Genomic DNA, 14,065 nt, shown 5'->3' on the forward strand with positions numbered 1-14,065 from the left:
TAAGTTAATTAAAATATTACTATATATTTGTTGTTAATTAAAGTGCAATAAAGCCTATGATGCATAGTATTAATGTTATTATAGAAAATACTGTAACTAATTTAACTTCACTCCAACCACATTGTTCAAAATGATGGTGGATAGGAGCCATTTTAAATACCCTTTTACCTGTCATCTTAAAAGATGTTACTTGTATTATAACAGATAATGTCTCTATTACATATATGCCACCTACTATTATTATAAATAATGGCATTTTTAATATTAAAGCTATTGTAGCTACGGCACCTCCAAGTGCTAATGAACCAGTATCTCCCATAAATATTTTTGCTGGAAAAGCATTATATCTAAGGAAACCTAATAAAGCACCTGCAAGAACAATTGAAAATACCCCAACTTGATAATGACCTGTTTTAAACCCTATTATAGCAAAAAATGTTAGAACTATAACTGTTACTGATGATGCAAGACCATCTATTCCATCTGTGAGATTTACTGCATTAGTTGTTGCTGCATAATATACAACCACTAATGGAATATAGAATATTCCTAAATCTAATTTAGAATTTATAAATGGAATTATAATATCAGTTCCTACATTTGTATACCCATAATAAGCTAAAGCAACTGAAAATAGTAATAATAATATCATTTTTTGATAAGCTCTTAAACCCAAATTGTCTTTATGAATTATTTTTAATATATCATCTAAAAATCCAATTATACCAAATGCAATTAATGAGTATAATACTATCATGCCTTCGTCAGTTGGTTTATATCCAATTATAAACATTGTCACTGTTGCTGAAATAAAAAATATAAGTCCTCCCATGGTTGGAGTTCCTGATTTTTTTAAGTGACTTTTAGGACCATCCTTTCTTATATTTTGACCAAATTTTAACTTATGCAGCATAGGTATAAATATAGGTCCTAAAACCATTGAAAATGCAAACCCCATTATTAATGCTGATAATACTGTTGGATTTATTAAATCTTTTATTATATCCCCCATTTTCTTATACTGCCATTTAGGCAGTTCACCTCCTTTGTTGTACTATAAACTTTCTATATATTTTACTATATCTTCAAATTTTGCCGATCTTGATGCCTTAACTAAAATAACATCGCCATTTTTAATTGTTTTCTTTAAATACTTTTGTAATTCATCTTTACTTTCAAAAACAAAAGTATTATCACCAAACCCACTTTGGTAATCTTTTTTAAATTCACCTAAGGTTAAGAGCATATCTACTTTTCCTATAGCATCTCTCCCTACATTTTTATGAGCTAATTTAGAGAAGTCTCCAAGTTCTCCCATGTCCCCTAATATGGCAATTTTTCTATTTCCACTGTATGTTTCTAACACATTTAATGCAGATTTCATAGAATCAGGACTAGCATTATAGCAATCATTTATTATTGTACAATTATCTTTTTTTATAAATTCTAGTCTCATTGATGTTGCTTCAAGATTTTTTAATCCTAATTCCATTTCCTCAAATGTAAGTCCAAAATTCTCAGCTATTCTTATTCCTAAAAGAGCATTTTGAATATTATGTTCTCCAACCATATTTAGTTTAAATCTATAACTACTTCCATTGCTATTAACTGCATCAAAAGAAGTACTTTCGTCAGTTAATTCTATGTTTTCAGCATATAAATCGTATTTTTTATCATAACCAGTTTTTTCAACTTTAAAGTCAGTATTTTTTTCAACTTTTTGAAGCATATCATTTTCACAATTAATTATTAAAACATTATCCTTTTCAAAAAAGTCTGTTATACTAAGTTTCTCTTTAAGAATATTTTCTCTTGTTTTTAAATATTCTATATGAGATACACCTATATTTGTAATAATGCCCATATCTGGCCTTGCAATATTAGCTAATCTATGAATTTCATTAAAGTTACTTGTTCCCATTTCAAGAACTGCAATATCATAGCTTGAATTTAATTCAAAAATCATAAGAGGTAAACCTATTTCATTATTAAAATTACCTTTTGTCTTAAATACAGAGTATTTTCCACTTAAAAATGCAGCTACTAAATCTTTAGTAGATGTTTTTCCAGTAGAACCAGTTATACCAACTACTTTTATTCCTAATTTTTCTCTATAATATTTAGCTAACGCTCCTAATGCTGTTTTCGTATCATTTACTTTAATAATAGTTCCTTCATTATTTAACTCTTCTATTTTAAAGTTTATTTCATCTATTATTGCAACAGTTGCTCCAATTTTTATTGCTTTAACAGCATAATTATTACCATTGAAATTATTGCCTTTTAATGCTATAAATAAACTACTTTCTTCAATTTTTCTTGTATCAGTTGAAATTTTTTCAAAATTTCCATCATTATTTCTTACTATTAATTCACCATCAACTGCTTTTAACACTTCATTTAGAGTTAAATCCATAATATCACCTCTTATTATTTATCATCTAATATTTGTTTAACTACTTCTCTCTCATCAAAATGTATTGTTTTATCTTTTAAAATTTGATATGTTTCATGACCTTTTCCAGCTATAACTATTACATCATTTTCTTTTGCAATATCTATAGCTCTCTTTATAGCTTCTTTTCTATTTTCAATAACTTCATAGTTATCTTTTTCTATTCCTACCAATATATCTTCTATTATTTTAATAGGTTCTTCACTTCTAGGATTATCAGAAGTAATAATAGCCATATCAGCTATTTCAGTTCCTATCTTTCCCATTTGAGGACGTTTTACCTTATCTCTATCTCCTCCACATCCAAATATAGCAATTAACCTTCCCTTAGTAAATCCTCTTGCAGTTTCTAGTATATTCTTTAACCCATCTGGAGTATGAGCATAGTCTATGATTATATCATAAATCAAATTATATTCAGTAGCTGTCCTTTCGCATCTTCCTGGAACTATAACTTTATTAATTCCTTCTTTAATAAATTCCATTGATATATTTAACTTGTAGCATGCTCCTATAGCACTTAAAGCATTATATATATTGTATTCTCCTGGTATTGATAAAATAAATTCTTCCTCTTTTTCTAAATTAACTTTAAAACTTATATTTTTGCTTCCCATTTTTTCATCAAATGCTTTAAAATTAGATTCTTTTTTTATAGAATAATCATATATGTTTTTAGCTTTTAATTTGTTTAAATCTTTTATCACTTGTTTTCCATAATCATCATCACTATTGATTATTCTTATATTACTTCTTTTAAATAACTTAAATTTAGAATTATAATAATTTTCAAAAGTCTTATGAAAATCTAGATGATCTCTTGTTAAATTTGTAAAAATACCAATTTCAAAATCCACTCCATACACTCTATCTAATTCAAGTGAATGAGAAGACACTTCCATAACACAATATTCTACACCTTTATTAACCATATTACTAAATAATTCTTGTAACTCAAGTGATTCAGGTGTAGTTCTTTCAGTATGAAGTTTCTCATTTCCAATATAGTTAGCAATAGTTCCTATAAGACCTACCTTCTTACCACTAGCCTCTAAAATAGATTTTATCATAAATGCAGTTGTTGTTTTTCCATTAGTGCCTGTAATACCTATAATTTTCATTTTTTGGCTTGGATTATCATAATAATTTATTCCCATAAGTGCTAAAGTTTTTCTAGTATCTTTAACTTTTATAATGGATACATTTTTATCTATTATTTTCACATTATCTTGTATTATGATAACAGATGCACCATTTTCAATAGCTTTTTGAATATATTTATGACCATCTGTAGCATATCCTTTTATGCAAACAAAAATATCTCCTTTTTCTACTTTTCTACTATCATAATTAATGGAAGATATTTCATTATCTAAACTACCTTGCAATAAATTATAATCTAGTCCTTTTAAAATGTCTTTAAGGTTCATTTTTAACCATCTCCTTAAATAATATGCTTATTATGTTATTTAAATACTATAAAAAAATTACTTAACAATAATTTAGCATGTGAGTAAAACCCACATGCTAAAATTTAACTTAAGTATTCTAATTAGTCTTTATAATCTGAATTTAAAGTTAATTTAATTGATGCTCCCTTAGTTATAACTTCTCCTGGATTAATATTTTGTTCTATTACCATACCATCACCTTGGAAGATAGGTTTTATTCCAATACTATTTAATAACTGATTAGCATCATCTTTAGAGTATCCTCTTACATCAGGCATTACAACATTTTTATTATAAGACCCACTGCTTCCTGTGTAAAGATTTATTTCAGATTCTTCCTTTACTGCATATCCTGGATATGGCTTCATATCTACAACAGTATCCCCTGATTCATCTATTGAAAAATTCAACTTAGACTCTTTTAATATTTTCTTTGCTTCTTCAACCTTCATTCCTCTTACTTCTGGAATAATAGCATCTCTAGATATTTGACTTAAATTCTCATCAGCAAACTTACTGTCTAAATAATTAAATATATCAGTAAATAACATTTTTGCTGGTGGTGTACATACTTGACCTGCATAGTATGTACCATTGCTTGGTTCATCTATTGTTACCATGACTGTAACTTTAGGATCATCTACTGGTGCCATACCAACAAAAGATGATATATATTTTCCTGAAGCATAGGTACCATTTTCAGGATTTACTTTTTGAGCCGTTCCTGTTTTTCCTCCTATATGATATCCTTCTATAAAAGTTCCTTTACCAGAGCCACCTGTTACAACTCTTTCAAGATATCCTCTAAGTTCAGCTGTTTTTTCCTTACTTGCTACTGTAGTTGTTTTTGGATTAAATGATTCATCAACTATTTTAACTCCATTCTTCTCATCATGAGTAATTTCTCTCATAACATGGGGTTGTATTAATTGGCCACCATTTGCAACAGCATTAAATGCAGTCATATATTGAACTGAATTTACAGTATTAGTTTGTCCAAAAGCTATGGTAGCCAAATCTGTTTCAGAAATTTTATCAACCTTTTTAACAATCCCTTTAGCTTCTCCTGGTAAATCAATACCACTTACCTTTCCAAATCCAAACTTATCAATATATTCACATAATTTTTCTTTTCCTATCATATCTCCAAGCTTCATAAATCCAACATTACATGAATTTTGAATTATATCTGGAAACTTTTCAGCTCCATGACCTTGTGTTTTCCAACATTTTATATATCTATTTCCAAAATGTAAACCACCACTACATGTAAAATCAGTATTAGCATTAACAATATTTTCTTCTAATCCAGTAATTGCCGTTATTACCTTAAAAATCGAACCTGGTTCAAATGTATCATTTACAAGCCTGTTCCTCCACATTTTTTGTAATCTGTCGCTTTCATTTACACCATCAAAATTTTCTGTTCCTTCAAATGGATTATTAGGATTAAAGTCTGGCTTATTAACCATGGCTAAAACTTCTCCATTCTTTGGATCCATAACTAATATAGATACTGCTTTAGCTTTATTATCTTCATATGCCTGCTCAGCTGCTTTTTCTGCAAAAAATTGAATATTTTCATCAATTGTTAAAGTTATATCTTTTCCATCTACTGGGGGTGTGAATTGTGATATTGTATAAGGTAGTTCTCCACTATTTCTATCTAGCTCTGAAATTTTCATTCCAGGGACTCCAGATAAATAGCTATTATATTGTACTTCTATTCCAGTTAACCCTTGACCATCAACATTAGTACTTCCAAGAACATGTGCTAAAAAGTTATTGTTAGGATAGTATCTCTTAGTATCTGGTGATACTAAAACACCGCTAATCTTTAAGTCTCTAACTCTATCAGCAGCATCTTTTTCAATTCTTCTTATAAGAGTTGCTGATCCTGCATCTGCTCCACTTGGAAGTTTAGTTTCTAATTTTTCTTTTACCTTTTCAGTTTCTAAATCTAGAGCTTTTGCAATAACAGGAGCAATATCAGCAGTAGTTAAACGTTCTTGACCTGGCTTTACTGTAATTCCTATACTATTAAGATTTTTTATTTTCTTTTCAGTTAAATCTTGTTTTAAATATGATCTTATAGAGTTTAAATCGAAATCAACTCTATATACATTAGCAGAAACCGCCAATTCTTTCCCATTTCTGTCTAATATTCTTCCTCTTCTTGCATCTATTTTTACTTCACTTGTCCATTGTTCTTCAGCTCTTGCTGCATATTCTTGTCTCTTAGCTATCATTATATAAGATAGTCTAATACTCAACACTAAAAATACACAACTTAATCCTGCAACAACTATTGCCATTCTTTTGCGCATTTTTGCTCTATCTTTATAATTTAGTTTTTTCACTATTGATAACTCCTCCATATAATTTCTATTAGATTAAGTTTCTTAACCCAATTAAATTTGTTTTTAAGTAAGTAAAAAACTTTTATCTAAAAATATGAAGCTATTAAACAATTAAACTTTATCACTCATTATTTAAACTCTAAAAAGTAATTATCTAAATTTATCCAAAATTTTAGACAAAAATCCTTGCTTTTTATTAATTTCTGTAGCAGTATTCTTTTCTATATTTGCAAAATAATTTTCAGAAAAATCTACCTTTACTATGTCATCTTTAGTCGGCATTGACATTGATAATTGCTTTTCTGAAGTTTCTTGTATATTTTGTAGAGATCCAAATTTTAAAAGTTTAACTTTTAATGCTTCGTTTGTTTCTTGAGCATTATTAATTTTCCCATTTATTTTCCCTAAATTTTTTTGCATACTATATACTTTAGTATCTCCTGCAATAGTCATAAGACCTAGTGAAACTATTAATATAGATATTATAAGAGTACTTTTTCGCGCTTCTACTTTTTCATTTTTTATTTTAATACTTTTGTTCTTTTTAACTTTTCGTAAATTTTGTTTACTTTTCTTCGGCCTACGTATTGTGCTTTTTCTTGATGGGTTTACTGCTGTACTACCTTTAATATAATCATATTCTTTTACTTGCAATTTATTCACATCCCCGCTTAATTTATAACATAATAAAAATTAAATTCTATAACTTCTCAATAACTCTAAGTTTTGCACTTCTACTTCTTGGATTTTCTTCTACTTCTTCTTTGCTAGGTGCAATTCCTTTTCTAGATACTAACTTAACAATAGGTTTTTTTCCGCAAATACACATTGGGAATTCTTTAGGACATGTACATGGATCATTAAGTTCTCTAAATTTTAACTTAACTATTCTATCCTCTAAAGAATGGAATGTAATTATAGCCATTCTTCCGCCTTTATTCAATCTTTTCACACCATCTTCAATGGTTTTATTAAGTATCCTAAGTTCAGAATTCACCTCTATTCTTATAGCTTGGAAGGTTCTTTTTGCTGGATGTGGTCCTTCTCGTCTAGCTTTTGCTGGAATAGCTGCTTTAATTATGTCAACCAATTCCATGGTAGTTTTTATAGGTGTTTCCATTCTTCTATTTACTATAAAATTAGCAATTCTTTTAGCGAATCTCTCTTCACCATAATCTTTTATTATCTTATATAACTCTTCTTCACTATATTCATTAACTACTTCATAAGCAGAAAAATCATTATCTCTATTCATTCTCATATCTAAAGATGCATCTTTCATATAACTAAAACCTCTTTCACCTTCATCTAACTGATAAGATGATACTCCAAGATCCATCAGTATTCCATCCACTTTAGGTATGTCTAAGTTTTGAAGAATATTATCGATATCATAAAAATTACTATGAACATATTTTACATTCTCAAACCTTTTCAATCTTTCCTTAGCTGCTCTTAAAGCATCTTTATCTTGGTCTATTCCTATTAATAAACCATCTTTTGATAAACGTTCTAATATATGAGATGAATGTCCTGCACCACCTAATGTACAATCAACATAAATTCCATCTTCCTTTATATTTAATGCATCTAAGCATTCATTTAACAAAACCGAAATATGTTTAAATTCCATATTAAAAACTCCTTACATTTCTAAATCATTCATTTTCTCTGTAATCAAATCATAATCTATATCTGATTCATTATAATTACTTCATTTTCTCCTGCTCTAAATATCTGCTCTATATAATCCCCCTATACTTACTATGTCCTTTTCTATACCTGCATATTCTCTTAAGTTTTATGGAATTAATCCTCTTCCTTGCTATCTAATTCTACTATACATGTACCAGAAAAAAAGAATTTTACAAATGCTCTTGCATCTCTATTTGGTAAGGGCAAAATTCTAAGTTTATCTTCTTAATTTTCTCACTCGTTAGTTGTATAGACATAAATGCATTCATCAAGACCTTTTGTTATTCTGAGCTTATCACTTAAATTCTCTCTAAGTTTTGCTAGAATAATTATTCTATTTTAAAAATCAAATGAATGCTGATATTCTCCAATAAACATTAATTTATCCTCACCTTAATAATTTACAGCAATTTAAACTCTATTTCAATCCATTTTAAACCACTTTATAATATTTATTCTATATAAATATTATAATTCCTGCTAAAATACTTATGTCTTTTTAAATTTAATTAAATTTTTTAAATGAATAACAAAATATTTAACTTTTATTTCCATTTTCTAAAATCGTATATTAAGTTCCCAAATAAAAGAAATATAAATAACAATATTAACCAAATCGGTCCCTCAAGTGGAGATTTTAATGAATTTGTAGCAGCTTTATACAAAAAATAAAAATATATTATATATACATTAAATAAAACTATATTAATATACTTTTCTCTTTTATTTCTTTCTATCGTAAATTTTACAATTAACTTAATAGTATATATACTTTTCCAAACAATTATTGATGTAATTAAAAATACTAATACTAAATTCATAAAACTTCTCCCAAAAATTATTTCTATTTAATATATATTTATTTAAATTTAATTAAAAGTATCTTAAATAAATAAAAATTTTTTATTTATTTTTAGAACTACTACTTAATTGTATATATTTTTAAATATATTTTGATTTAATTTTCCAAGTTTTAAAAATTTTAATTTAATCTATATATAAAAAAAGTATAAGCAATATGTTAAATATTGCTTATACTTTTTAAAATTATTTTTTTATAGCTTCTAAAGCCGCCATATTTAGTAAACTCCACGGTTTATTGAAATGTGGTTGGAAAAAGAAATCTGTCATAGCAAGCTCCTCTATTGTCATGTTATTTTGAATAACTACTGAAAGTGTATTCATAAATTGTGTTAAATCTATATTTGATATTATTTGACCACCAAGTACTCTTCTAGTTTCTTTATCAAAAACTAGTTTTAAACTTGCTTCTTCGAATGTGGGCATAAACTCTGGTCTATAATTATCTTTAATTAATACTGAGTCTACATTAAATTTAGTTGTGCTCTGTGCCACTTCTTCTGTAAGTCCAGTTGAAGCTATGCATTTTTCATATATTTTTATACCTGATGTACCTTGAGTACCCATATATTTCAATATAGGCTTTTCTATATTCATAGCTATAAGAGTTCCCATTCTAACTGCATTTGTTGCTAATGGAATATATCTTGTATCACCTGCCGGATTATATTTTACTACACAGCAATCACCAGCTGCAAAAACATCTTCTCTACTTGTTCTCATATACTCATCTATTATTATTGCTCCATTAGGTAATGTTTCTAGCTTTCCTTTTATTAATGAAGTACTAGGAGCAAATCCTATACACAGTATAACTAAATCACCTTCATAAATTCCATTATCAGTTAATACATGAGTTACTTTATTATCCTTACCTTTAAAACATTTTACTTTTTCTCCCAAAACTAAATTTACATTATTATCTTTAAATTCTGACTCTGCTATTTCTGTAAATTCTTTATCTAAATATTTTGCCATTATTCTTTTCTCAGCATCAATTAATGTTACATTTTTATTTTGCATTTCAAAAGCTTCTGCAAGCTCTACTCCAATATATCCTGCTCCAATTATTACTACATTTTTAGCATTCTTACATTTTTCTTTAATAATCTTTGCATGATTATAATTTTTACATAGAACGATATTTTCTAATTCTCCGCCTTCAAATTTAGGTACTATTGGCCAAGATCCTAAAGTTAAAACTAATTTATCATAAGTATCTTCAAAAATCTCCTTTGTGTCTAAATTTTTAACTTTGATCTTTTTGCTATCAAAATCTACATCTAGAACCTCATGTTTCATATTAGTTGTAATTCCAAGAGATTTTAAGTTTTTTGGTGAGTTGTAAAAAAAGTTTTTCTGTTTCAGTAACAACACCACCTATACTTAATGCAATACCACATGATAAAAATGATATATTATCATTTCTTTCATAAACAGTTATCTCACATTCAGGATAACGTTCTTTTAAATTAACAATTGAAGCTGTTCCTGCATGAGTACATCCTATTACAATAACTTTCATTTATATCTCTCCTACCTATTTTAAAATATTATATATTTTTTAATAATTATTATCTTTTAATATATAATACTACTTATTTTCCAAAAGGTAAATAATATTTTAAATATTTTTTATTATATGCAGTTTTGTTAGATATATGAAAATAAATAACAAGTCAAATATACCACGGATATTTTGTGAAATACAATGACTTGGATTCTACTAATAGTTGTGCTATTAGTAAAGTTCCAAGGAAGAAGTAGTTCACAAAATAAACTAGCATACTGGCTAGTTATTTATTTTAATGCGCCTTAATTAACATCTATTTTCTTTTTTATTACCATCAAATAATAACGATAACAAAATGCTTGTAAGCAGTATAATCATTATTATTAGCACTGAATTTAATACTGAAAGTTCTATTCCAAAATGCGTTATTGTAAGTTTTATTCCTGTAAACATTAATATAAATGCAACTCCATACTTCATAAATCTGAACATACTATTCATTTTAGCTAGTACATAGTACATACTTCTTAATCCTAATATAGCAAATATATTTGATATATAAACTATGAATGTATCTGTAGTTATAGAAAATATTGCTGGTATAGAATCTAAAGCAAAAATTATATCTGAAAATTCTATTACAATTAAAACAACGAATAATGGTGTGGCATATAAAACTCTATTTCTTCTCTCAAAAAACTTATTATTGTGTATAGTATTACTCACAGGCATAACTTTTCTTAGTAATTTAACAGCAAAATTATCATGAAATTGTACATTATTATCTTTAGAAAATAACATTTTAAATCCACTAATTAGCAATACAACTCCAAAAATATAAAGAACCCAATGAAATTTATTTACTATAGTAACTCCAAGTAAAATAAATATAAGTCGAAGCACCATAGCACCAATTACCCCATATAGTAAAACTCTCTCTTGATATTCTTCTAGTATTCCAAAACTAGAAAATATCATTAAAAATAAAAATAAATTATCTAAACTTAAAGACATTTCTATTATGTAGCCTCCAAAATATTCAACTGCCGCATTTTCTCCTTTAAAATAAAAAATAAATAAATTAAATATTATAGATAAAATTATCCAAAAACTTAAATTACGTAATGATTTTTTTGTTTCCATAAAATAACTCCTTAATTAATAGTCTTAAAGTATATATATTATTTTTACTTAGAATATATCCTTACATAATAAAAAAATCGCCAAGGCCACACTGTGGAGCGTAGATTTTTTCCCATGTACCTTTTCCAAACATAGTGCAGAAATAATGATATATCATATGATTATTTTTTTTATTATGCCTAACTGGTCTGAGCATAAAAAAAGAACCCTCTAAAGGGTTCTATAAAAAAATTATATTACACATTAAATCTAAAATTAACTACATCTCCATCTTGCATTATGTAATCTTTTCCTTCAAGTCTAAACTTACCTTTTTCTTTAGCTACCGCTTCTGATCCGCATTCAACTAAATCATCATATCCAACAACCTCAGCTCTGATAAATCCTCTTTCAATGTCAGTATGAATTTTACCAGCAGCTTGTGGCGCTTTAGTCCCTCTTTTTATAGTCCAAGCTCTAACTTCTTGAACTCCAGCTGTTAAGAAACTCATAAGTCCTAATAATTTATAGCTTGCTTGAATTAACTTATCAAGTCCAGATTCTTCTAATCCATATTCTCTTAACATTTCATTTTTTTCTTCTTCTTCTAATCCAGATACTTCTTCTTCTATCTTAGCACTTACAACTATTACTTCTGAATTTTCAGATACTGCGTATTCTTTTACTGTTTTTACATATTCATTTTCGAAGTTTCCTTCCATAACATCATCTTCAGAAATGTTACAAGCATATAAAACAGGCTTTGAAGTAATTAAAAATAATCCTTTTACAAAAACTTTCTCTTCATCAGTAAATTCTAAAGTTCTTGCTGGCTTATTAGCTTCTAATTGAACTTTTATTCTTTCCATAATACCATATTCAAACTTAGCAGTTTTATCACCTGATCTTACAAGCTTCATAGCTTTTTCCATTCTTCTTTCTAAAACTTCTAAGTCTGAGAATATTAATTCTAAGTTTATAGTTTCAATATCTCTAATTGGATTAACACTACCTTCAACATGAACAACATTTTCATCATCAAAACATCTTACAACATGAACTATTGCTGCAACTTCTCTAATATTAGCTAAGAATTTATTTCCTAAACCTTCACCTTTTGAAGCTCCTTTAACTAACCCTGCTATATCATAGAATTCTATTGCTGTATATATTTTTTTCTTTGTGTTATACATTTCTTCTAAAACATCTAATCTTTTATCTGGAACACTAACTACTCCAACATTTGGTTCAATTGTACAGAATGGGTAATTAGCTGATTCTGCTCCAGCTTTTGTTATTGCATTAAACAATGTACTTTTACCTACATTGGGTAATCCTACAATTCCTAACTTCATTTATGTACAGTCCTTTCTAACATTTAATACACCTTTAAAAATTATACTCTAGAAAGTCTTTGATTTCAACTAAATATATATTCTTAAAAGTTTCTGTTTACATATATTTATTTAAATGTGCCTTATTCTAAATTTATGTATTATTTGATTTTATATAAATTTCCATGATTAATAATATCCTAAGATACAAATAATATTTATGCCAATGTTTTTGTTTATTTTTAATGACAGGCATATTAAAACAAATAATCTAAGATGGAAGGTGAAGTTTTGAAAAAATATTATAAAAATTTAATATTAAGTTTACTAATTTCAGTATTAACTATAAATTCTTTTGTAATACCTATTAATGCCACACCTAAAGATTCAAAAGACAATAAAAAAGAGGAATTTATAGAATTCGAAAAAAATATAGTTACTGATATATTTTCCTTCTTTTCAAATAAAGGAGAACTTAATTGGTATTATGTAGGAAAAGGTAAAGACAATGTGGCTGAAGGTCCAAAGGAATCATTAGACTTTTTAAAAGAAAATAATGGCTACTTTTTAGGAGATACCTCTAAAAAAGTAATATATCTTACTTTTGATGAAGGATATGAAAATGGTAATACTTCAAAAATACTAGATACACTAAAAGAGCTAAAAGTTCCAGCTGCTTTTTTTGTAGTTAAACCCTATATTGAAAAGGAACCAGATTTAATCAAGAGAATGGTTGATGAAGGACATTTAGTATGTAATCATTCATCTCATCACCCTTCTATGCCATCAATTCATGATAAAACAAAATTTGAAGCTGAATTTACTGAAGTTGAAGAAGCTTATAAAGAAATCATTGGAAAAGATATGCCAAAATATTTTAGACCTCCAATGGGCAAGTATTCAGAAGAATCTCTAAAAATGACAAAAGACTTAGGATATAAATCTATATTTTGGAGTTTTGCTTATAAAGATTGGTTAGTTAAAAATCAACCTGCTGAAAGTTTTGCAATAAATAAAATAACTAATGGAGCTCATCCTGGATGTGTAATGTTACTTCATGCGGTATCAGATACAAATGCAAAAATATTAGATACTGTTATAAAAACATTACAAGATGAAGGATATGAATTTAAACCATTAAATGAACTTCCAACAGAGTAAGGCATATAAAATAAATAACAAGTAAAAGATATGACTGATATTTTGTAAAATACAATAACTTGAATTCTGCTAATAGTTATGCTATTAGTAGGTTCTAATGAAGAAGTAGTTTA

Annotated in this window: 10 protein-coding genes and 2 pseudogenes; 1 reads left to right on the forward strand and 11 read right to left on the reverse strand. The window is 27.2% G+C overall.

Annotated elements, in window-relative coordinates; translation table 11 throughout:
- Positions 1–37 precede the first annotated feature (37 nt).
- The 11 genes and pseudogenes from mraY to ychF all read right to left on the reverse strand — a co-directional run bounded on the left by mraY (position 38) and on the right by ychF (position 12,812).
- Positions 38–1,012: a phospho-N-acetylmuramoyl-pentapeptide-transferase gene (gene mraY, locus BGI42_RS09535; RefSeq protein WP_069680083.1), complete on the reverse strand. Its 975-nt coding sequence runs from the start codon at positions 1,010–1,012 to the stop codon at positions 38–40.
- A gap of 42 nt (positions 1,013–1,054) precedes the next feature.
- The gene (locus BGI42_RS09540) at positions 1,055–2,416 is read right to left on the reverse strand and encodes a UDP-N-acetylmuramoyl-tripeptide--D-alanyl-D-alanine ligase (protein ID WP_069680084.1); all 1,362 of its coding nucleotides are present in this window, start codon (positions 2,414–2,416) and stop codon (positions 1,055–1,057) included.
- 14 nt (positions 2,417–2,430) lie between these two features.
- Complete coding sequence (locus BGI42_RS09545; RefSeq protein ID WP_069680085.1) at positions 2,431–3,885, reverse strand: UDP-N-acetylmuramoyl-L-alanyl-D-glutamate--2,6-diaminopimelate ligase; 1,455 nt, start codon at positions 3,883–3,885, stop codon at positions 2,431–2,433.
- A gap of 122 nt (positions 3,886–4,007) precedes the next feature.
- On the reverse strand, positions 4,008–6,266 hold the full coding sequence (locus tag BGI42_RS09550; protein WP_069680086.1) for a stage V sporulation protein D: 2,259 nt from the start codon (positions 6,264–6,266) through the stop codon (positions 4,008–4,010).
- A gap of 150 nt (positions 6,267–6,416) precedes the next feature.
- Positions 6,417–6,929: a cell division protein FtsL gene (locus BGI42_RS09555; RefSeq protein WP_242984721.1), complete on the reverse strand. Its 513-nt coding sequence runs from the start codon at positions 6,927–6,929 to the stop codon at positions 6,417–6,419.
- Positions 6,930–6,966: 37 nt separating this feature from the next.
- On the reverse strand, positions 6,967–7,899 hold the full coding sequence (rsmH, locus tag BGI42_RS09560) for a 16S rRNA (cytosine(1402)-N(4))-methyltransferase RsmH (protein WP_069680088.1): 933 nt from the start codon (positions 7,897–7,899) through the stop codon (positions 6,967–6,969).
- Between the two features lie 12 nt (positions 7,900–7,911).
- Positions 7,912–8,294: pseudogene (locus BGI42_RS09565) on the reverse strand (division/cell wall cluster transcriptional repressor MraZ).
- Positions 8,295–8,506: 212 nt separating this feature from the next.
- Entirely contained in the window at positions 8,507–8,782 is a 276-nt protein-coding gene (locus tag BGI42_RS09570) for a hypothetical protein (RefSeq protein WP_069680089.1), read from the reverse strand.
- Positions 8,783–9,008: 226 nt separating this feature from the next.
- Positions 9,009–10,347, reverse strand: a pseudogene (locus BGI42_RS09575) (FAD-dependent oxidoreductase).
- 294 nt (positions 10,348–10,641) lie between these two features.
- The gene (locus BGI42_RS09580) at positions 10,642–11,478 is read right to left on the reverse strand and encodes a TerC/Alx family metal homeostasis membrane protein (protein ID WP_069680091.1); all 837 of its coding nucleotides are present in this window, start codon (positions 11,476–11,478) and stop codon (positions 10,642–10,644) included.
- Positions 11,479–11,714: 236 nt separating this feature from the next.
- The gene (gene ychF / locus BGI42_RS09585) at positions 11,715–12,812 is read right to left on the reverse strand and encodes a redox-regulated ATPase YchF (protein WP_069680092.1); all 1,098 of its coding nucleotides are present in this window, start codon (positions 12,810–12,812) and stop codon (positions 11,715–11,717) included.
- Positions 12,813–13,082: 270 nt separating this feature from the next.
- Here ychF and pdaA point away from each other — a divergent pair, with 270 nt between their 5' ends.
- Positions 13,083–13,952 (forward strand): delta-lactam-biosynthetic de-N-acetylase, encoded by an 870-nt coding sequence (gene pdaA / locus BGI42_RS09590; protein WP_069680093.1) that lies wholly within the window; start codon positions 13,083–13,085, stop codon positions 13,950–13,952.
- Positions 13,953–14,065 lie beyond the last annotated feature (113 nt).

This window comes from Clostridium taeniosporum (assembly GCF_001735765.2).
GTDB classification, from domain to species: Bacteria; Bacillota; Clostridia; order Clostridiales; family Clostridiaceae; genus Clostridium; species Clostridium taeniosporum.

Coding starts and splice junctions, on each gene's coding strand:
- mraY (WP_069680083.1), bottom strand. CDS start 1,012: ATGGGGGATATAATAAAAGATTTAATAAATCCAACAGTATTATCAGCA.
- BGI42_RS09540 (WP_069680084.1), bottom strand. CDS start 2,416: ATGGATTTAACTCTAAATGAAGTGTTAAAAGCAGTTGATGGTGAATTA.
- BGI42_RS09545 (WP_069680085.1), bottom strand. CDS start 3,885: ATGAACCTTAAAGACATTTTAAAAGGACTAGATTATAATTTATTGCAA.
- rsmH (WP_069680088.1), bottom strand. CDS start 7,899: ATGGAATTTAAACATATTTCGGTTTTGTTAAATGAATGCTTAGATGCA.
- BGI42_RS09570 (WP_069680089.1), bottom strand. CDS start 8,782: ATGAATTTAGTATTAGTATTTTTAATTACATCAATAATTGTTTGGAAA.
- BGI42_RS09580 (WP_069680091.1), bottom strand. CDS start 11,478: ATGGAAACAAAAAAATCATTACGTAATTTAAGTTTTTGGATAATTTTA.
- ychF (WP_069680092.1), bottom strand. CDS start 12,812: ATGAAGTTAGGAATTGTAGGATTACCCAATGTAGGTAAAAGTACATTG.